The 17801-nt window shown below is 72.0% G+C and carries 20 protein-coding genes; 9 read left to right on the top strand and 11 right to left on the bottom strand.

The features are described 5' to 3' along the window. Positions 1-9 precede the first annotated feature (9 nt). Together B5557_RS39455 and B5557_RS39460 are read right to left on the bottom strand one after the other, a co-directional pair. The gene (locus B5557_RS39455; protein ID WP_079663990.1) at positions 10-1092 is read right to left on the bottom strand and encodes a YihY/virulence factor BrkB family protein; all 1083 of its coding nucleotides are present in this window, start codon (positions 1090-1092) and stop codon (positions 10-12) included. Positions 1093-1211: 119 nt separating this feature from the next. Further along, the gene (locus tag B5557_RS39460; RefSeq protein WP_079665242.1) at positions 1212-2201 is read right to left on the bottom strand and encodes an endonuclease/exonuclease/phosphatase family protein; all 990 of its coding nucleotides are present in this window, start codon (positions 2199-2201) and stop codon (positions 1212-1214) included. 299 nt (positions 2202-2500) lie between these two features. Between B5557_RS39460 and B5557_RS39465 the strand changes: the two genes are divergently transcribed. Next, positions 2501-3187 carry a response regulator transcription factor gene (locus tag B5557_RS39465; protein ID WP_079663991.1) on the top strand — a complete coding sequence of 229 codons (687 nt, stop codon included), beginning with the start codon at positions 2501-2503 and terminating at the stop codon, positions 3185-3187. 46 nt (positions 3188-3233) lie between these two features. Beyond that, the gene (locus B5557_RS39470; protein ID WP_079663992.1) at positions 3234-4400 is read left to right on the top strand and encodes a sensor histidine kinase; all 1167 of its coding nucleotides are present in this window, start codon (positions 3234-3236) and stop codon (positions 4398-4400) included. A gap of 46 nt (positions 4401-4446) precedes the next feature. Here B5557_RS39470 and B5557_RS39475 read toward each other — a convergent pair whose 3' ends face one another. Continuing rightward, the gene (locus B5557_RS39475) at positions 4447-5268 is read right to left on the bottom strand and encodes a COG4705 family protein (protein ID WP_079663993.1); all 822 of its coding nucleotides are present in this window, start codon (positions 5266-5268) and stop codon (positions 4447-4449) included. 219 nt (positions 5269-5487) lie between these two features. On the opposite strand from B5557_RS39475, the gene B5557_RS39480 reads away from it, so the two are divergent. Beyond that, positions 5488-6639, top strand: coding sequence for a sodium-dependent transporter (locus B5557_RS39480; protein ID WP_079663994.1), 1152 nt, complete (start codon positions 5488-5490; stop codon positions 6637-6639). Here B5557_RS39480 and B5557_RS39485 read toward each other — a convergent pair. The 7 genes from B5557_RS39485 to B5557_RS45805 form a co-directional block, all read right to left on the bottom strand. Then, entirely contained in the window at positions 6533-7201 is a 669-nt protein-coding gene (locus B5557_RS39485) for a response regulator (RefSeq protein WP_079663995.1), read from the bottom strand. The two genes, B5557_RS39480 and B5557_RS39485, sit on opposite strands and share 107 nt — an antisense overlap. Continuing rightward, on the bottom strand, positions 7198-8454 hold the full coding sequence (locus B5557_RS39490; protein ID WP_079665243.1) for a sensor histidine kinase: 1257 nt from the start codon (positions 8452-8454) through the stop codon (positions 7198-7200). The genes B5557_RS39485 and B5557_RS39490 overlap by 4 nt, the downstream gene beginning before the upstream one ends. 58 nt (positions 8455-8512) lie before the next feature. Then, the gene (locus B5557_RS39495) at positions 8513-9352 is read right to left on the bottom strand and encodes a hypothetical protein (RefSeq protein WP_079663996.1); all 840 of its coding nucleotides are present in this window, start codon (positions 9350-9352) and stop codon (positions 8513-8515) included. Then, positions 9349-10296 carry an ABC transporter ATP-binding protein gene (locus tag B5557_RS39500; RefSeq protein ID WP_079663997.1) on the bottom strand — a complete coding sequence of 316 codons (948 nt, stop codon included), beginning with the start codon at positions 10294-10296 and terminating at the stop codon, positions 9349-9351. The genes B5557_RS39495 and B5557_RS39500 overlap by 4 nt, the downstream gene beginning before the upstream one ends. Positions 10297-10480: 184 nt before the next feature. After that, positions 10481-11410: a M48 family metalloprotease gene (locus tag B5557_RS39505; protein ID WP_079663998.1), complete on the bottom strand. Its 930-nt coding sequence runs from the start codon at positions 11408-11410 to the stop codon at positions 10481-10483. Next, positions 11407-11778, bottom strand: a complete 372-nt coding sequence (locus tag B5557_RS39510) for a BlaI/MecI/CopY family transcriptional regulator (protein ID WP_079663999.1) — start codon at positions 11776-11778, stop codon at positions 11407-11409. Before B5557_RS39510 ends, B5557_RS39505 begins: the two co-directional genes overlap by 4 nt. Before the next feature lie 59 nt (positions 11779-11837). Then, positions 11838-11963 carry a hypothetical protein gene (locus B5557_RS45805; protein ID WP_269460195.1) on the bottom strand — a complete coding sequence of 42 codons (126 nt, stop codon included), beginning with the start codon at positions 11961-11963 and terminating at the stop codon, positions 11838-11840. Here B5557_RS45805 and B5557_RS39515 point away from each other — a divergent pair. From B5557_RS39515 to B5557_RS39535, 5 genes are read left to right on the top strand one after another with little or no spacing between them, the layout of a single operon-like run. Next, positions 11950-12624 carry a DedA family protein gene (locus B5557_RS39515; RefSeq protein ID WP_079664000.1) on the top strand — a complete coding sequence of 225 codons (675 nt, stop codon included), beginning with the start codon at positions 11950-11952 and terminating at the stop codon, positions 12622-12624. The genes B5557_RS45805 and B5557_RS39515 overlap by 14 nt on opposite strands. Continuing rightward, complete coding sequence (locus tag B5557_RS39520) at positions 12621-13229, top strand: phosphatase PAP2 family protein (protein WP_079664001.1); 609 nt, start codon at positions 12621-12623, stop codon at positions 13227-13229. Before B5557_RS39515 ends, B5557_RS39520 begins: the two co-directional genes overlap by 4 nt. Further along, complete coding sequence (locus B5557_RS39525; RefSeq protein WP_079664002.1) at positions 13226-13957, top strand: phosphatase PAP2 family protein; 732 nt, start codon at positions 13226-13228, stop codon at positions 13955-13957. The genes B5557_RS39520 and B5557_RS39525 overlap by 4 nt, the downstream gene beginning before the upstream one ends. Next, entirely contained in the window at positions 13911-14573 is a 663-nt protein-coding gene (locus B5557_RS39530) for a response regulator transcription factor (RefSeq protein WP_079664003.1), read from the top strand. Before B5557_RS39525 ends, B5557_RS39530 begins: the two co-directional genes overlap by 47 nt. After that, positions 14570-15949: a sensor histidine kinase gene (locus B5557_RS39535; RefSeq protein WP_079664004.1), complete on the top strand. Its 1380-nt coding sequence runs from the start codon at positions 14570-14572 to the stop codon at positions 15947-15949. The genes B5557_RS39530 and B5557_RS39535 overlap by 4 nt, the downstream gene beginning before the upstream one ends. 20 nt (positions 15950-15969) lie before the next feature. Here B5557_RS39535 and B5557_RS39540 read toward each other — a convergent pair whose 3' ends face one another. Continuing rightward, entirely contained in the window at positions 15970-16761 is a 792-nt protein-coding gene (locus B5557_RS39540) for a COG4705 family protein (protein WP_079664005.1), read from the bottom strand. A gap of 360 nt (positions 16762-17121) precedes the next feature. Here B5557_RS39540 and B5557_RS39545 point away from each other — a divergent pair, with 360 nt between their 5' ends. Beyond that, a complete protein-coding gene (locus B5557_RS39545) occupies positions 17122-17784 on the top strand; it encodes a phosphatase PAP2 family protein (protein ID WP_099937899.1) in 663 nt (220 codons plus the stop codon). Positions 17785-17801 lie beyond the last annotated feature (17 nt).

The raw sequence follows: 17801 nt of genomic DNA on the forward strand, positions 1-17801 counted from the left end.
CCCACTCGGTCACCGGGAGCGGGTGTCGGGCCCGAGGTGACGGCGGTCCTCCTCGTCCCACGTCCGGGTGTCGCGCGGCTGGACGTACGGTTCCTCGTCGGCCGGAAGGCCCCCGGCGACGGCTCGCTGACGCACCAGCTCCGCGTCGAACTCCAGGCCGAGCAGGATCGCCAGGTTGGTGATCCACAGCCACACCAGGAAGATGATCACACCGGCGAGAGCGCCGTAGGTCTTGTTGTACGAGCCGAAGTTCGCCACGTACAGCGCGAACCCGGCCGAGGCGATCATCCAGATCAGCAGGGCCAGGACACTGCCCGGCGTGATCCAGCGGAAGCCGCGGACCCGCGCGTTGGGGGTGGCCCAGTACAGGACCGCGATCATCACCGTCACCAGAACCACCAGCACCGGCCACTTCGCGATGGACCACGCGGTCAGCGCCGTGTCACCGACCCCGAGCGCGGCGCCGACCTGCCGGGCCAGCCCGCCGGTGAACACGACGATCAGCGCACTGATCACAGCCATCACCATCAGCAGCACGGTCACGCCCACCCGCACCGGCAGCACCTTCCAGACCGGGCGGCCCTCGGGGATGTCGTAGACCGCGTTGGCGCTGCGGATGAACGCGGCGACATAACCGGACGCCGACCACACCGCCAGGACCAGACCCACGATCGCCATGATCGAGCCGAGTCCGCCCTTGCCCTGCATCTGGTGCACGGCATTGCGCAGGATGTCCTGGGCCGCACCCGGGGCGAGCTTGCGGATGTTGTCCAGGACCGCCTGCGTGGCCGACTGCCCGACGATCCCCAGCAGCGACACCAGCGTGAGCAAGGCGGGGAACAGCGCCAGGATCGAGTAGTAGGTCAACGCGGCGGCCCGGTCGGCCAACTCGTCCTTCTTGAACTCCTTGAGGGTGCCTTTCAGCACCGCTCCCCAGGAGCGTTTGGGCAGGTCCGTCGGCTTCTCGGGGGCCCGCCGCTCAACCTGCTCGTCCGGCCCGACGGCGGACCGTGCGGCCTGCCCCGTGCCGCTCCCGCCGTCGGCCGCGACGCGCTCGCCGTGCCGTCTGTGCGGCTTCAGTGTCCGTACCATTCCGCTCGGGTATCCGCCGCTGCCCCACCCATGCGCGAATACATGACATGAATACGTGACATATCGGGCGTCCGTGAAGCGGTCGCCGAGGTGTCACCGTGGCGGCCTCTGGCGGTGCCTCACCAGCTGATTCCGGCCGCCACCGGCAGGTGGTCGCTGCCGGTGGCCGGTAGCACCCACGAGCTGTCCGGCTCCACGCCCCTGACGAGGATCTGGTCGATCCGCGCCACCGGGAACTTCGCCGGCCAGCTGAAGCCGAAGCCGTCCCCGGCCACGTCCTGGGCCGAGCGCAGCCGCGAGGTGATGCCGTCGAACGCGCGGTCGTCCATCGTGCCGTTGAGGTCGCCGAGCAGCACCACCCGCTCGTTCCGCTCGGCGGCGATGGCCTTGCCGAGCGCCTTCGCGTTCCTGTCCCGCGAGTCCGTCCAGAAGCCCACCCTCGGATTCACCCGTACCGACCCCAGGTGGGCCACATACACCGCCAGCGGCCCCCGGTCCGTGGCCACCGTGGTGCGCAGCGCCCGGCTGGAGGCCAACTTGACCTCGATCGGCTTGGTGTCCGCCAGCGGTCCGACGTCCTGCGCGATGTCGACCGGCCGGGTGTCCGACAGCGGCAGCTTGCTCCACAGCCCGACCGTGCCCTGCACGGCGTGGTACGGGTACGCCGTCGCCAGCTCCTTCTCGTACGTGTCCCTGGCCTGCTCGGTCAGCTCCACCAGGGCCAGCACGTCCGCGCCGGAGGCGGCCAGGTCGCGAGCGGTGCCGGCCGGATCGGGGTTGTCGGCGCCGACGTTGTGGCTGACGACGGTGAGGTCGCTGCCCGGGTGGGACTTGTCGCCGAGCAGTCCGCCGAACAGGTTCAGCCACACCACGACCGGCAGCAGCAGCGCGGCCACCGCGGAGGCGGAGCGGCGCCACAGCGCCCCGGCCAGCAGCACCGGGACGAACAGGCCGAACCACGGCAGGAAGGTCTCCACCAGGCTGCCGAGGTTCCCGATCCGGTTCGGGATCTTCGCGTGCAGCAGCATGAGCAGCCCGAGCAGCAGCGCCAGCGCCGCGAGGACCGGGCCGCGCTTCCAGGGCGCCGGCCGGGAGGCGGCACGGATCAGGCGGCGGATGCCCGCGCGCCGGCCGCCGGCGCCGGTGGCCAGGAGGTCTGCGCCGCCCTGCTCCGTCCGCGGCGTGTCCACCGGCGCCACCGTCTGCGCTCGCTCAGTGCCCGTCACCGCTGCGTCCTCGGGTCCCGGGTGGGGTCGGCGTGCCCGTGCCGGCCCCCAGGATCGACCGAGGGCTGCCGTGCCGACAGTGGTGTTCGATTCATGCCGCCAGTCAAGGCGGCGCCGTGTTGCCGGTACGTATGCGGATTTCGATACGCGGACGATATGCGCCGCCTCGTAGCCTGAACGGCATGCGTGTGCTGATCGTCGAGGACGAGCCCTATCTGGCAGAAGCCATCCGCGACGGCCTGCGCCTGGAAGCCATCGCGGCCGACATCGCAGGTGACGGCGGCACCGCCCTGGGGCTGCTGAGCATCAACGCCTACGACATCGCCGTCCTCGACCGCGACATCCCCGGACCGTCCGGCGACGAGATCGCCAAACGCATCGTCGCCTCCGGCAGCGGCATGCCGATCCTCATGCTCACCGCCGCCGACCGTCTCGACGACAAGACCACCGGGTTCGAACTCGGCGCCGACGACTACCTCACGAAACCCTTCGAACTGCGCGAACTCGTGCTCCGGCTCAGAGCACTCGACCGCAGGCGTGCCCACAACAGACCGCCCGTACGGGAGATCGCGGGCCTGCGTCTGGACCCGTTCCGCAGAGAGGTCTACCGAGACGGCCGCTATGTCGCCCTGACCAGGAAGCAGTTCGCCGTGCTCGACGTCCTCGTCGCCGCCGAAGGCGGGGTGATCAGCGCCGAGGAACTCCTGGAGCGCGCGTGGGACGAGAACGCCGACCCGTTCACCAACGCCGTGCGCATCACCGTCTCGGCACTGCGCAAGCGCCTCGGCGAACCCTGGATCATCGCCACCGTGCCGGGCGTCGGCTACCGCATCGACACGCAGCCGGCGGCCGGAGACGAGGGAGATTAGGGAGATGAAGGAGGCGAGGGAGGCAAGGCAGGCGAAGGGGGCGGGCATGGACAGGGCCGCTGGGGTGAGCGTTCGCGTCAAACTCACCCTCAGCTACGCAGGGTTCCTCATGCTGGCCGGCGCCCTGCTGCTGGCCGCCGTATGGGTGTTCCTCCTGCGTTACGTCCCCGACCGGGCGATGCTCATCAACGCCGGTGACAAGCCCGCGAGCGATGTTTTTCCCGTCCGGTCCGCCCTCCTGGCCGTTTTCGCTCCGAGGGCGGCCGCGGTGTTGGCGTTCCTGCTGGTGTTCGGCCTCGTGGGAGGGTGGATCCTCGCCGGCCGCATGCTTGCCCCCCTGACCCGCATCACCGACGCCACCCGCACGGCGACGAACGGATCACTCTCCCACCGGATCCGGCTACCGGGCCGCAACGACGAGTTCCGCGAACTCGCCGACGCCTTCGACACGATGCTCGCGCGGCTCGAAGCACACGTCGCCGAACAGCGAAGATTCGCAGCCAACGCCTCGCACGAGCTGCGCACCCCGCTGGCCGTCTCGAAGACCCTCATCGACGTGGCCCGCACCGACCCGACGTGCGACACCCGCGAAGTCATCGACCGCCTCCACGCCGTCAACACCCGAGCGATCGACCTCACCGAGGCGCTGCTCCTGCTCAGCCGAGCCGATCAGCGGTCCTTCACGCGGGAACGCGTCGACCTGTCCCTCATGGCGGAAGAAGCCACCGAAACACTCCTCCCCCTCGCGGAGAAGCAGGGCGTCACGATCGAGACCCGCGGCGACATCACCCCCACGATCGGATCGCCGGCGCTCCTGCTGCAGCTGACCACGAACCTCGTGCACAACGCGATCGTCCACAACCGGCCCGAACAGGGCACCGTGTGGGTCGACACGAGCGTGCACCCCGACACGGTGGCGCTCACCGTCGAGAACACCGGCGAGAAGGTCACCCCGGAGCTGGCCTCGACCCTCACCGAACCCTTCCGGCGCGGCACCGAGCGCGTGCACACCGACCACGCAGGCGTCGGCCTCGGCCTGGCCATCGTCAGGACCATCACCCACGCCCACGACGGAACGCTCACCCTCACCCCGCGCCCGGCCGGCGGGCTCCGCATCACCGTGGAACTACCCGCGACAGCCCCGCACCCGGACAGGCACCCGCACACCGACGGGTCCCCGCACACGGACCGGCCCCCGCACACCGACAGGTGAAGAAGACCCACCCGGCACCGCCGCTGCCCGAACGCTCCGTAGCCGGTCAGCTACTCCGTACATCCGGGTCCGCGACGTCCTTGCGCGTCACCGCGAGATGGACGACCAGGCCGAGGATGACCGCCAGGAACAGGGTGCTGGTGACGACGCTGCCCAGGCCCACTCCGCCGTCGCCGGTCGGCTGGGAGAGGTAGTCGCCGATCGACGCGCCTAGCGGGCGGGTCAGGATGTAGGCGATCCAGAAGCTCCACACCGCGTCCAGGCCCAGCGCGAAGTGCGCGACCGCCACGGCGGCGATGGCCACGGCGAACAGGACCGCCGAGAGCCAGTAGCCGAGATCCATGCGCTCGGAGACCAGGTCCCCGGCCGCGGTGCCGAGCGCGAAGGTGAACAGCACCGCCAGCCAGTAGAACGACTCGCGGCTCGTGGTGTCGATGCTGTGGATCGACAGGGTCCGCTCACGCCGGTACCAGACGACGAAGACGACCGCGAGGACGAGCGCGAAGACCGTGGTGCTCGTCTCCAGCGGCACGCCCATGTTGTCGGTGAGGTTGTCGCTGATCAGCGTGCCGACCACGCTGATCAGGGCGACGGCCGTCCAGTACACGCCCGCGCGGTAGGCGCTCGTGCGGAACTGGACGACGAGAACGACGGCGAGGAGCGCGCTCATCAGCACCGACACGCCCGTGAGCCCCAGGCCGGCCTTCTCGTTGAGCAGGTCGGCCGCGGTCTCGCCGACCGTCGTGCAGAGCACCTTGATGATCCAGAAGTAGGCGGTGACTTCGGGAACCTTGTTCCAGCGCAGCCGGCGGGCGGGGCCGCTGCCGCTCCGGGCGGCTTCAGGAGTCTCGGAGATCTCATAGGTCATGAGGCACGACGGTGCCAGCGGGTACCTGAACACATCCTGACTGCCGCGCGGTCATGCCTCCCCGACGCCTGACACCCGATCACCATGAGCCCATGTGCACCCGTCGGCCCTGCATGGCGGATTCCGTCCCATCCCAGCTCCCACTCCAGTTCCCCCCAACTTCCCACCCCAGGCCCCGCCCCAGGCCCGCCCCGGTTCCTGTGACGGAAGCAGGCCGCTGTGATCCCTCCGACCGCTTCCCCCTCCCCGGCCGAGCGCGCCGCCTCCTGGCTGCGACGTCGGCTCGGCCGCGCCGTCGTCCTCGCCTACACCGCCGCGCTGCTCCTGCCCGGCCCCGCGTTGTGGTTGCGCCGCCCCCACGCCGTCCCGGCGGCGCACCTGACGCTGCACACCGCACCGCTCCTGCTGTCCCTGGTCCTGTTCTCGGCCGGGCTCCAGGTACCCGTACGCGCGCTGGGCCGCCTGCTGCGGCGGCCGAAGGCCCTGCTCGCCGGGCTTGTGCTGCACCTCGCGATCCCGCTGGCGGTGGTGCCGTTCGTCGCGTTCCTGCTGCGGCGCACCCCCGACACCGACGGCGGCAGCGGACTGCTCACCGCGATGATTCTCGTCGTGGCGATGCCCGTCGCCGCCGGGGCCACCGTGTGGACCGACAAGGGCGACGGCGATCAGCCGACGATGGTGGGCCTCGTCCTGGCCTCCACCCTTCTCAGCCCGCTCACCACCCCCTTGCTGCTGGAGACGCTGGCACCGCTGCTCAGTGGCGGCTACGCCCACACCCTCGCCGTCACCGGCCGGTCGGCCGAGCGCGGATTCGCCCTCACCGCCGTGGTCCTTCCCTGTGCGACGGGTCTGCTGGGCGCACTCGTCCTGCCGACGCGGTGGCTCGGCCCACTGGTCAGGACGGTGGCGCCGTCGGCCATGGCAGGTTCGCTGGTCATGACCTACGTCAACGCCGGCGGCGCCCTCGGATCCGTCCTCACCCGGCCCCGCCCGCTGCTGATCGCCGCCGCCCTGGCCGTGGCCGCCCTGGTCTGCCTGCTCTCCTTCACCCTGGGCCGCGTCGCCGCCCGCGCTCTGCGGCTGGAGGCGGGCGTGGCCTCCTCTTTGACGCTGGCCTGCGGAATGAACAACAGCACCGCGACCGCCGTCCTCCTGACGGCCTCACTGCCCGGCAAGCCCCATCTCCTGCTGCCCGTCCTCGCCTACGGGCTGCTGCAGAAGACGGCCGCGAGCCGGGTGGTCACCCGGCACGGCAGACCGTGGTTCAGTCCACGCTGGGCAGGGCCAGACCCTGGTCGTAGGCGAAGATCACGGCCTGGATGCGGTCGCGGGCTCCGATCTTGGCCAGGACGCGGCCGACGTGGGTCTTGACGGTCGACTCGGACAGGACGAACCGGGCGGCGATCTCACCGTTGGTCCAGCCCTTGCCGACGGCGACGAGGATCTCGCGCTCGCGGTCGGTGAGTGAGGCGAGTCCCGGGTCCTCGACGGAGTCCACGCGGTGCGCGGGCACGTAGCGGGCGTACTCCTCCAGGAGGCGGCGGGTGAGGGCGGGCGCGATGACGGCGTCGCCGGAGGCGACCGCGCGGATTCCGGCGAGGAGCTCCTCGGGTCGCGCGTCCTTGAGGAGGAAGCCGCTGGCACCGGCGCGTAGGGCGGCGTGGACGTATTCGTCGAGATCGAAGGTGGTGAGCACGAGCACCCGCGAGCGGCCACCGGCGGCGACGATGCGCCGGGTGGCCTCGATGCCGTCCATGCCCGGCATCCGGACGTCCATCAGGACGACGTCCGGGCGTAGTTCGGCGGCCTTGCGGACGGCCTCGGTGCCGTGCGCGGCCTCCCCGACGACGTCGGTCTCGGCGACGGAGTCCAGGAGCAGGTGGAAGCCGTAGCGTTGCAGCGGCTGATCGTCCACGATGAGCACGCTGGTCATCGGTCACCGCCCTGGGGCGTGAGGTCGAGGACGGCCTCGACGCTCCATCCTCCGCCGCCCGTCGGCCCCGCGCTGACGGTGCCTCCGTACAGAGCGGCTCGTTCCCGCATGCCCACCAGGCCGTGTCCTTCCTCGTTCGGAGGCCCGGGCCGGGTGGCCGGACCGGTGTCGTGGACCCGGATGTTGAGCCGACGGTCCTCGACGAGGATCGCCAGGTGCACCCGGGTATCGGTGGCGGCGTGCTTCAGGGTGTTGGTGAGGGCTTCCTGGACGATGCGGTAGACCGTCAGCTGTACCCCGCTGTCCAGGGCGTCCACGTCGCCGACGGTCCGGTAGACGACCTCCAGGCCGACGGTGCGCACACCCTCGCACAGCGCCTCGACGTCCCCGACGCCGGGCTGCGGACTGAGGTCCGGGACCCTGTCCGGGACGTCCGACGTCTCCCGCAGGACGCCCAGCACGCGCCGCAGCTCACTGAGGGCCGTCCGGCCGGTGTCGCCGATCAGCTGCAGGGCCTCCTTGCCGCGTTCGGGCGCGATGTCGGTGGCGTACGCGCCTGCGTCGGCGAGAGTGATCATCACGGACAGGTTGTGGCCGACGATGTCGTGCATCTCGCGGGCGACCCGGGTGCGTTCGGTGGCGGCCGCGAGTCTGCTGCGCTGGTCGCGTTCGATCTCCAGGCGGGCCGCCCGGTCCCGCAGCCCCGCGAGCTGGGCCCGGCGGATCCGCACCATCAGCCCGAGCGCCAGGGCCGCGGTCGCCGTGCTCAGCAGGAAGAACAGCGCGTCCCAGACGGACACCGCCGCCGAGGCGCGCACCGCGACCAGCACCATGCCGGCCGCCATGGCCCCGCAGGCCCACGGCAGCTGCCGCAGCCGCCCGTGCAGGGCCAGGCTGTACAGGGCGATGAACAGGGAGATGTCCGCGCGCAGCGCGGCGCCGAGCGACCACTGGAGGACGAACACGGCCGCGACGGTGGCGAAGGCCGCCATGGGCCTGCGCCGCCGCCACAGCAGCGGCAGCACGAGACCGGCCTGCAGGGCCAGCATGGCAGGCGGAGGAAGCCGGGTGAAGGCGAGTCTGAACCGGCGTGGCGCGTCGCCGTCCCCGGCACCCCCGTGCAGCAGATCCGGCAGGCAGAACAGCAGGAAGACCAGCACCACCACCGTGGTGTCCAGCACCCACGGATGCGCACGGTCCGCGTGCCGCAGCCGCTGGCCGGCCCGGCCGAGCCGGGCGACCAGCGGTCCCATCCCGCCGATGTCGTCGGTGGCGGTCGTCAAGGTGGTCACCTGCCCATGGTGCGGGCGATCAGACGTCGCTGCGCACGAGCCGGTACGCCGCGCCGCCCAGCGCGAGCGCCGTCCAGCACAGGAAGACCAGCAGTCCGGCGCCCGGCGACAGGGCCGTCGAGTCGTGGGTCAGCGCGAACATCGACTCACCCGCGTTCGACGGCAGGTAGGGGCTGATGTCGTCCTGCCAGGAGCTCGGCAGCAGGGAGATGAGCCCTGGGATCAGCATCAGGGCGGCGACCAGCACCGAGATCCCTCCGGCCACCGACCGCAGCAGCGCGCCCAGGGCGGCGCCGATCACCCCGACCAGGCCGAGGTAGAGCCCGGCACCCAGCAGGCTCCGCAGTACACCGGCGTGCGAGAGGCTCATGGCCGCGGGCGTGCCCGAGACGATTCCGCTCCCGATCATGAACGCGACGAACGCGCCGAGGGTCCCCACGGCCAGCGCGACCAGTCCGAACACGGCGGCCTTGGACCACAGCACGGGCAGCCGCCGGGGCACCGCCGCGAGCGTCGAGCGGATCATGCCGGTCGAGTACTCGCCCGCCGTGACCAGCACGCCGAGCACGCCCAGGGCCAGTTGGGCGAAGTTCGTACCGAAGAGGGACAGGCTGACGGCCGTCGAGTCGGCGAAGTCCTTGTCGATGTTGCCCGAGTCGATGCCCGACTTGTAGCGGCTCGACGCGATCAGCCCGAAGGCGACGAGGAAGAGCAGCCCGAGGCCCAGGGTGATCCACGTCGAACGCAGCGACCACAGCTTGGCCCACTCCGAGGTCAGCACGCGCCGTCCGGTCACCCGGTAGCCGGGGCGGGCAGGGGTGGTGCGGGGTTCCTCGGCCGTTGCGGTGAGGGTGCTCATGCGGGCCTCCCGACGGCCTCGATGGTCTCGATCGTGGTCGTGGAGCCGTGGTACTCCACGGCATCCCTGGTCAGGTCCATGAACGCCTCCTCCAGTGACACGGTCCGCGCGCTCAGCCCGAACAGCGCGATCCCGTGCTCGGCGGCCTTCAGCCCGATCTCGCGGGCGGTCAGCCCGGTCACCTGCAGCTCCTCGGAGCCGATCCGGCCGGTGACGTCGACGCCCGGCCCCGCCAGCACGTCCCGCAGCCGTGCCGGATCCTGCGTCACGACGCTCACCGAGTCCCCGCCCGCCTCGCGGATCAGGTCCGCCACGGTCGTGTCGGCCAGCAGCCGCCCGCGCCCCACGACGATCAAATGGTCCGCGACCAGCGCCATCTCGCTCATCAGGTGCGACGACACGAACACCGTCCGCCCCTCGTCGGCGAGCCCCTTGAGCAGGTTGCGGATCCAGAGCACACCCTCCGGGTCCAGCCCGTTGACCGGCTCGTCCAGCATCACCGTCTGCGGATCTCCCAGCAGCGCCGCCGCGATGCCCAGCCGCTGCCCCATCCCGAGGGAGAAGGCGCCGGCCCGCTTCTTCGCCACGCTGCCGAGGCCCGCGAGGTCGATGACCTCGTCGACCCGGCGGCCCGGAATGCCGTGGGTCAGCGCGAGGGCCCTGAGGTGGTTGTACGCCGAGCGGCCCGGGTGGATCGACTTCGCCTCCAACAGCGCGCCGACCTCCTGCAGCGGCGCCCGGTGCCGGGCGTAGGGGTGGCCGTTGACGGTGACGGAGCCGCTGGTGGGAGCGTCGAGGCCGACGATCATGCGCATGGTCGTGGACTTGCCCGCGCCGTTGGGCCCCAGGAAACCGGTCACGGTGCCGGGCTTCACGACGAAGTCCAGCCCGTCCACGGCCGTCTTCTCCCCGTACCTCTTGGTCAACCGCTGTGCGTCGATCATTCGCGTTCTCCCTGTCGGGCTCGGGCGTCCTCACCTGCGACGCCTCACCCGCAACGCTAAGACGCGGATCACCCCGATCCGGTGGTACCGGGAGGCTGAACCGCGCCGGGGGCGTAGTACCCCGGTACTACGCGCCCTCTGGGCGGAGCCGCCCGCGGGCCGGTCCGGTCACGGGCCGGTCCGGTCACGGGCCGTCCTCGCCCTGGGCGATCTCGACCTCGTGGTGGAAGTCGACCACGCCGGCCGTTCCGGCCGCGACGGACAGGACCGCGCAGGCTACGAGGAGGAACGCGGTGAAACGCCGGGCGCGCGAGCGCCCCTCGACGGGCCTGAGGAGGGCGGCGACGCGTTGCGGCACGGGGCCCGTCGTCGCCGCGGGTGCGAAGTCCGGGCGGTCGGAGGGGGAGGCGTGGCCGGCGAGGGCGGCGCGGGCGATGGCCGTGGCGATCAGACGCCGGTCGCCGACGGCGGTGGCGGCGGCCTCGTCGGCGGCCCGCTCCGCAGTGAGCCGGATGGTCTCGCGGGCCGTGCGCAGGGCGGGGTGGCAGTGCGCGGCGAGTTCGGCCGCGGCCAGGAAGTAGTGGTGGCAGGCCCGGTTGTGGGCGCGTTCATGGGCGAAGAGGGCCTCGCGCTCGGCGGAGCCGAGGCTGCGCAGCATCGCCGTGGTGACGACGATGCGGTGGGGCCGTCCGGGCAGGGCGTACGCGTCCGGGTGCGGCGAGTCGACGACGCACAGGTCGCCGGCGGTGGGGCGGCGGTCGGCCTGCGTCCGGGCGGTACGCCAGGCGCGGGTCTGCCGGAATGCGGAGCGCACCACGGTCCAGACGCTGAGGGTGAGCACTCCGGTGGCCGCCATGGCCGCGGGGAGGACGAAGTGGTCCGAGGGGGTCCGCAGGGGGTGGACGAGTTCGCCGAGGGCGGCGAAGGCGGGGAGCTTGAGCAGTCCGGTGAGCACCAGGGCGCCGAGGGCGGCGACGCAGGTACCCGCCAGCGCCAGGGCCGAGGCGGTGAGGACCCACAGCGCGGTGGCGGGGGCGAGGCGGTCGAGGGTCCGGCGGGCCAGCACGGGTGCGAGGAAGGGCAGGACCAGCGGGACGAGCAGCAGGGCGGTCATCGCTCGTCACTCTCCAGGAGCCGGCGCAGGTGCTGCTCGTCGCCGGGGCTGAGCTGGGCGACGAAGCGGGCCAGGACCGTCTCCCGGTCGGTGTCGCGGTCGAGTTCGGTGTGCATGCGCCGGGCGGTCAGGCCGGGAGCGTCCTGCACGGGGGAGTAGGCGTAGCCGCGTCCCTGCCGCTCGCGGCTGACGGCGCCCTTCTCGTGCAGCCGGGTCAGTATCGTCGCCACCGTCGTGCGGGCCAGGCCGAAGCCGAGTTCGGTCTGCAGCCGTCCGGGCGTGAGCGGGACCCCGGCGGCCCACAGCGCGGCCATGACGGCGGCTTCGAGCTCGCCGGCCGGCCGTCTCTCGTCCCTCGCGTCGGTCATGGGAACGTTCCTCACTCCGCCATCGTCTACAGTGCAGTAGACCGTCTACAGGATTGTAGTCAGTTGTCGGCGCCACCATGCCGGGCGTTCTCGGTGCGTCCGACGGTCGGCACGAAGGTCGAACGACGAAGTACGAACGACGAAATACGAACGACGAGAGGGCTCTCGACGATGACCACAGCCATGCACCTATCGTCGCAGCTCGCCGTCAATGTGCTGGACGCCCGGTCGTTGCTGTCCGCCTTCGGCGTGCTGGGCGTGGGTGTGGTGCTGTTCGCCGAGACCGGGCTGTTGATCGGCTTCTTCCTGCCGGGCGACTCGCTGCTGTTCACGGCAGGTCTGCTGTGCACCGGCTCCGCCGACCGCGGCCTGACACTCTCCCTCGCCCCGCTGCTGGTCGCCGCGGCGGTGGGGGCGCTGGCGGGCGCCCAGTGCGGATATCTCCTGGGCCGAAGAGCGGGCGGCGCCCTGCTCGCCCGCAGCCGCTCGGCCCGCCTGCACGAGGGGGCGCAGCGCGCGGAGGAGCTGCTGGAACGCTACGGATACGCGAAGGCGATCGTGCTGGCCCGCTTCGTCCCGGTGGTGCGCACCGTCCTGAATCCGATGGCGGGCGCCCTGCGGGTGCCGGTGCGGACGTTCACCGGGTGGCAGGTGGCGGGCGGCCTGGTGTGGAGCCTCGGTCTCACGTTGGCGGGATACGCGCTGGGCTCCTCCGTGCCGAACGTGGACCGGTATCTGCTGCCGATCGTCGCGGTGATCGTTGCCCTGTCGCTGATTCCGCTCGCCGCCGAGTCGTACCGCTCGCGTCGGGACGCGAGGGCGAAGGCCGAGGAGGCACGCGGATGATCCTCGCCCTCGACGGCTCGTCGGTCGACGGCTCGGCCTACACCGATGTGGTGAACCTCGCCCGGCACGCTCCCGCGTGGCTGGACGACACGGTGTCGGCCTGGTCGACGTACGGACTCGCCCTGTTCGCGGCGCTCATGACGATCGGCTGGTGGCGCGCCCGGCGGGCGGGAGCCACCGCGTCCGTGACGGCGCTCGCCGTGCCGTTCGTCGTGGTCGTCGCCTACGCGGCGGACGCGGTGCTGAAGCTGCTGGTGCGAGAGGACCGGCCCTGTCAGAGCCTACGGGCGGCGACGCTGGAGGCGTGTCCCGCGCCAGGTGACTGGTCCTTCCCCAGCAACCACGCGGCCATCGCCGCGGCCGCTGCCGTCGCCCTGCTCTTCGTCTCCCGCCGGCTCGGCGCCATCGCCGCGGTGGCCGCCTGCGCGATGGCGGCCTCACGGGTCTGGGTCGGCGCACACTACCCCCACGACGTGCTGGCAGGGGTCGCGGTGGGCGCGCTGACCGCCCTGCTCGTCATGTCGGCACTGCGCAGGCGTGCGGAGACCGTGGCCCTGCGGCTCACGGCCACCCGCCTGCGTCCGCTGCTGGTGGCGGCGTCATGAAGCGCGGCGACGTCGCCGAACTGGCCGGCAGCTGCGGCCTCGGCGCCTGGGCGGCGTTCGGCGTGCTGACCATGGTCGTGGCGGGCCACGACGGCGGGCCGCTGTTCGCGGACGCCGACCTGCTGTCGTGGTCCGTCGGTCACCGCCCCGACGTGGCGGTGGCGTTCGCCCGCGGGCTGACCGCCACCGGGACGGGTGTCGTCCCGTACGCGCTGGCGGTGCTGGCCGCGCTCATCGCGCGGCGCACCCTCCGGCAGCGCGCGTTGGCCGTCGCGCTCTGTCTGGCCTGCCTCGCGGGGGGCCAGGCGCTGCGGTACGCGGTGATGACGCTCGTCGCCCGGCCCCGGCCACCCCAAGCGGACTGGCAGACGCATGCCTCGGGATGGGCGTTCCCGTCCGGTCACACCACCACGGCGGCCCTCACCGCGGGGCTGCTGATCATCGCCGTCCGAGTGCGCGCCCCACGGGGCGGAACCCTGCTCGCGCTGGTCATCGGCGGCTGGGGCGCGCTGGTCGGACTGACACGCGTCTACCTCGGGGTGCACTGGTTCACCGACGTCGTCGGCGGCTGGCTGTTCGCCCTCGGCTGGCTGGGAGTGTGCCTGTGCGCCGTGGCCCGCCGGCTTCCCGAGCGCTCGACCCCCGGTACGACGGATACGGCACGAGAACAGAAGGAGGGCCATGCGCCGGACGATCCTGGTCGTCGAGGACGATCACGCCCTGCGTGACGTGGTGATGCGCGGGCTGCGCGAGGAGGACTTCGACACCGTGCCCGCGCCGGACGGCGCCACCGCCCTGCGGCTGGCCACCGCCGACATCTGTGCCGCCGTGCTCGACATCGGGCTGCCCGACGCCGACGGGCGGGACGTGTGCCAGGCGATGCGCGCGAACGGATTCCTCTCCCCGGTCATCTTCCTGACCGCCCATCACCGGCTGCCCGACCGGCTGTCCGGGTTCTCGGCCGGCGGCGACGACTACCTCACCAAGCCGTTCCACCTCACCGAACTCGCGGCCCGCCTGCGGGCAGCCCTCAAACGGGCCGCGCCGCCGCCTGCCGCCACGACAGGAGACCTGGTACTGGACGCCGTCCGGCACATGGTCAGCGTCCGAGGAACCCGGGTCGATCTGACCCCGACCGAGTTCCGTCTCCTGGCCGTGCTCATGGCGGCCTCCGGCGGCATCGTGCGCCGCCGCGAACTGGTCCGGGCAGGCTGGCCCGAGGGCGCCCAGGTCCACGACAACACCCTCGACCAGTACTTGACCCGACTGCGCCGCAAGCTGCGCGAGGCGGGCAGCGACCGCACGATCGGCACGGCCCGCGGGATCGGCCACCGCCTGTCATGAGCGGTCCCCGCCACCGGCCGTGGCCTGCCGTGACCGCTCTCCTGAACCGTCTGGCGCCCCGCACACTGCGCGGCCGGCTCTCCCTCGTGGCCCTCACCACGGCCACGCTGCTGATGCTGGTCCTCACCGTCGCCTTCAACGCCGTGGCCGGCCACCGCCTCCAGCACCAGGCGGACGACGAACTGCGCACCCGCGCCGCCGCGGTCGCGACGACCGTCGACACCAGCGGCACGACGGTACGCGTCCTGGAAACCTCCCACGACGAACTCCTCGACACCAACGTCTGGATCTACACCGGCCGACGCCTGCTGGAAGAGCCGCCGAACGCCGGCCCCCTGACCCGCGTCGCCGACGCACTCGCCGGGCGCGGCGGGCGGACCTGCGTCACCGCCGATGTCCACGGCCCCCTCCGGCTGTGCTCGCAGCCGATCTCCGGGGAGAAGAGCGAGGCCACGGTGGTCACGGCACTCGACCTCTCCCCCTACCGGAGTTCGGCCGACACCCTGCTCCTGGGATCGCTCGCCCTGGACGCCGTGATGCTCGCCTGCACCTACGCCCTGACCCGGCTGGCGGTCGGCCGCGCGCTGCGCCCCGTCCGCACCATGACCGACCAGGCCATCCAGTGGAGCGCCGTCGCCTCCGAAGAACGCTTCGGCCAGATGCGGCACCCGGCCGAACTCGCCCGCCTCGGTACGTCGCTGGACTCCATGCTGGACCGCATCCGCACCCTGCTGCGCTACGAGCGGCAGCTCACCGGCGAGCTCTCGCACGAGCTGCGTACCCCGCTGAGCCGGATCATCGCCGAACTCGACTGGTGGCAGACCCGCCCGCGCACGGCGGACCAGACCCGCGCCGCCCACAAGGTCATCGCGGACGCCGCCGAGTCCATGCGGACCATCTGCGACACCCTCCTGGACGACGCCCGGGGCGGCACACTCACCGCTCCGGGCACCGCCGACCTCCCGCCCACGCTGCACCGCCTCGCCGAACTCCTGGACGTGCCGCCCCACTTGACGGTCACCATCGACAGCGCACCTCTGACGGCCGGAGTCCCACCCGCCCTCCTCGAACGCATCGTCAGCCCGCTCCTCGCCAACGCCTGCCGCTACGCCCGCGCCGACGTCACCGTCCGCGCCCACCGCACACCCGACGGCGTGCGCGTCGACGTCGTCGATGACGGTCCCGGCGTACCGCCCCCGTTCGTCGGACAGCTCTTCGAGCCCGGTCGACGTGCGGATCCCGGCGACGGCCATGAGGGAGCGGGCCTGGGGCTGCCGCTGGCGCGACGCCTGGCCCGCTCCGTCGGCGGCGAAGTGGCGTACGACCCCGGGCACGCGCCCGGGGCACGGTTCGTGGTCAGCCTGCCCGCCGGGTGACGTCGGCCGCGCTCGGCCTGTCACGGCATGACGTCATGCCGGACGTCCTTGTGAGAGGCCGCCAGATAGCCGACGAAGCCGAGGATGGCCACCGTCCAGGACAGCGTGACCGGCCCCAGACCCAGGTCGAGTCCGCCTCGGTCGTGGCCGACGGCCATCCAGTCGGCGACGGAGGCCCCCAGCGGGCGGGTGATGACGTACGCGGCCCAGAAGGCGGCCACCGCGTTCAGGCTCCCCCCTCGGTGAGCGACGGCCGGTACGGCGATCGCGACGGCGTACAGGACCGCGGAGCCCAGGTAACCGAGGCCGATCGTGGCGGTGAGGTCGCCCGCGGCGGTGCCCAACGCGAACGTGGCCAGCACCGCGGCCCAGTAGAAGGTCTCGCGGCGCCGGGTGTGGATGCTGTGGATGGACAGGGTGCGTTCGCTGCGGTACCAGAGGACGAAGACGGCGGCCAGCGCCACCATGAAGAACGGCGTCGACAGCGTGTACGGCACACCGAGGCCGACGTGCAGGACGTCGGCGGCCATCGTGCCGAACACGCTGACCATGACGATCGCCGTCCAGTAGATCCAGGCCACGTACCGGCGGACGGCGAACTGCACCACCAGAGCGGCCGCCAGGGCGACGCCGCCGACACCGACAGCAGGGACAGGGCCGAGCAGATGGGCGAGAAAGTCGGAGGCCGTCTCGCCCATGCCCGTCGTCAGCACCTTGATGATCCAGAAGTAGACGGTCACCTCCGGCACCTTGCTCGCTATGTGTCGGGCGTGGCGCGCATGCCGGTCGTGAGTGAGGTGATCAGTCGTCATGGCACGCACGATGGCACGGTGCCCGCCGCTTGCCCCAGACCCCTTTGCCAGAGTTTTGGTGCCTCTGGTGCCTTCGTTGCCCGAGGCTCGTCCAGGTCTGAAAGCAACCTGAACACGATGGCCGAAGAGCTGGTCACGGGCGCCCGGCGGGTGTACCGGGCCCAGCTTCGAGACACCCAGGACCCGCGGTGTCGTGCCGAATGTTGACCCGCGGGCTTTTCGACGGCGGTTCGCCGCGAGGCATTGTTGGTTAGGGTGGCGAACAGAGACTGATTTTTCGTGCAGGAGGGGGAGATGCATCGCAGGGTTGCGGCGGCAGCCGGCGACCGAAGCACCGTGGGGACCGGGCGCGGTGGGCCGGTGACCGGCCGGTCGGCGCCCGCGGTGCTGCCCCGGCCGCTGCGCGTGTGGCTCGGACTGATCGCGGCGCTCGCCGCCCTGGTGGTCGTCGTGCTCGGTGTCGTGTACGCCGGCCACGGCGAGCCCGGCAGGGTGGACCGCTGGATCATCCAGCCGACGGCGGACAGCGTGCGGCCGCCCTGGAGGCGCGTCGCCCTGGTCATGGACTTCCTGGGGGAGCCCGCCGGATCGGTGATGCTTGTCACGGCCGTCGTGGCGGGCTGCCTGCTGCTTCGGCGTCCTCGCGCGGCGGTGCTCGTCGTCGCCGGCACCACCCTGACCGTGGGGACGACGACGCTGCTCAAGCACGTGGTGGGACGCACCATCCACGGCGACGACAACCTGTCCTATCCGAGCGGGCACACCGCCTTCCTCACCGCGCTCGCCCTCGTGGTGGCCCTGCCCGCGACCGGCCGGCTCGGCCTCGGCAGGACGGCCGGCACGTCACTCGTTCTCGCCGCGGCGCTGGTCGCCGGCGCCGCCATGGGCTGGGCGCAGGTCGCCCTGGGCGCGCACTACCCGACCGACGTCCTCGGCGGCTGGTGCACCGCGCTGGCGGTGATCCCGGCGACCGCATGGCTGATCGACAGGACCGCCGACGCCCGTCAGCCAGAACGCCGCTGACGTCACGTCACGGCACA

Origin of the sequence: Streptomyces sp. 3214.6, assembly GCF_900129855.1 — a bacterium.
GTDB lineage: Bacteria > Actinomycetota > Actinomycetes > Streptomycetales > Streptomycetaceae > Streptomyces > Streptomyces soliscabiei.

Excerpts from the sequence above, each read along its gene's own strand:
- B5557_RS39455 (WP_079663990.1), bottom strand. The coding sequence starts at position 1,092 with ATGGTACGGACACTGAAGCCGCACAGACGGCACGGCGAGCGCGTCGCG.
- B5557_RS39465 (WP_079663991.1), top strand. The coding sequence starts at position 2,501 with ATGCGTGTGCTGATCGTCGAGGACGAGCCCTATCTGGCAGAAGCCATC.
- B5557_RS39470 (WP_079663992.1), top strand. The coding sequence starts at position 3,234 with ATGGACAGGGCCGCTGGGGTGAGCGTTCGCGTCAAACTCACCCTCAGC.
- B5557_RS39475 (WP_079663993.1), bottom strand. The coding sequence starts at position 5,268 with ATGACCTATGAGATCTCCGAGACTCCTGAAGCCGCCCGGAGCGGCAGC.
- B5557_RS39485 (WP_079663995.1), bottom strand. The coding sequence starts at position 7,201 with ATGACCAGCGTGCTCATCGTGGACGATCAGCCGCTGCAACGCTACGGC.
- B5557_RS39490 (WP_079665243.1), bottom strand. The coding sequence starts at position 8,454 with ATGGGACCGCTGGTCGCCCGGCTCGGCCGGGCCGGCCAGCGGCTGCGG.
- B5557_RS39495 (WP_079663996.1), bottom strand. The coding sequence starts at position 9,352 with ATGAGCACCCTCACCGCAACGGCCGAGGAACCCCGCACCACCCCTGCC.
- B5557_RS39500 (WP_079663997.1), bottom strand. The coding sequence starts at position 10,296 with ATGATCGACGCACAGCGGTTGACCAAGAGGTACGGGGAGAAGACGGCC.
- B5557_RS39505 (WP_079663998.1), bottom strand. The coding sequence starts at position 11,410 with ATGACCGCCCTGCTGCTCGTCCCGCTGGTCCTGCCCTTCCTCGCACCC.
- B5557_RS39510 (WP_079663999.1), bottom strand. The coding sequence starts at position 11,778 with ATGACCGACGCGAGGGACGAGAGACGGCCGGCCGGCGAGCTCGAAGCC.
- B5557_RS39515 (WP_079664000.1), top strand. The coding sequence starts at position 11,950 with ATGACCACAGCCATGCACCTATCGTCGCAGCTCGCCGTCAATGTGCTG.
- B5557_RS45805 (WP_269460195.1), bottom strand. The coding sequence starts at position 11,963 with ATGGCTGTGGTCATCGTCGAGAGCCCTCTCGTCGTTCGTATTTCGTCG.
- B5557_RS39520 (WP_079664001.1), top strand. The coding sequence starts at position 12,621 with ATGATCCTCGCCCTCGACGGCTCGTCGGTCGACGGCTCGGCCTACACC.
- B5557_RS39525 (WP_079664002.1), top strand. The coding sequence starts at position 13,226 with ATGAAGCGCGGCGACGTCGCCGAACTGGCCGGCAGCTGCGGCCTCGGC.
- B5557_RS39530 (WP_079664003.1), top strand. The coding sequence starts at position 13,911 with ATGCGCCGGACGATCCTGGTCGTCGAGGACGATCACGCCCTGCGTGAC.
- B5557_RS39535 (WP_079664004.1), top strand. The coding sequence starts at position 14,570 with ATGAGCGGTCCCCGCCACCGGCCGTGGCCTGCCGTGACCGCTCTCCTG.
- B5557_RS39540 (WP_079664005.1), bottom strand. The coding sequence starts at position 16,761 with ATGACGACTGATCACCTCACTCACGACCGGCATGCGCGCCACGCCCGA.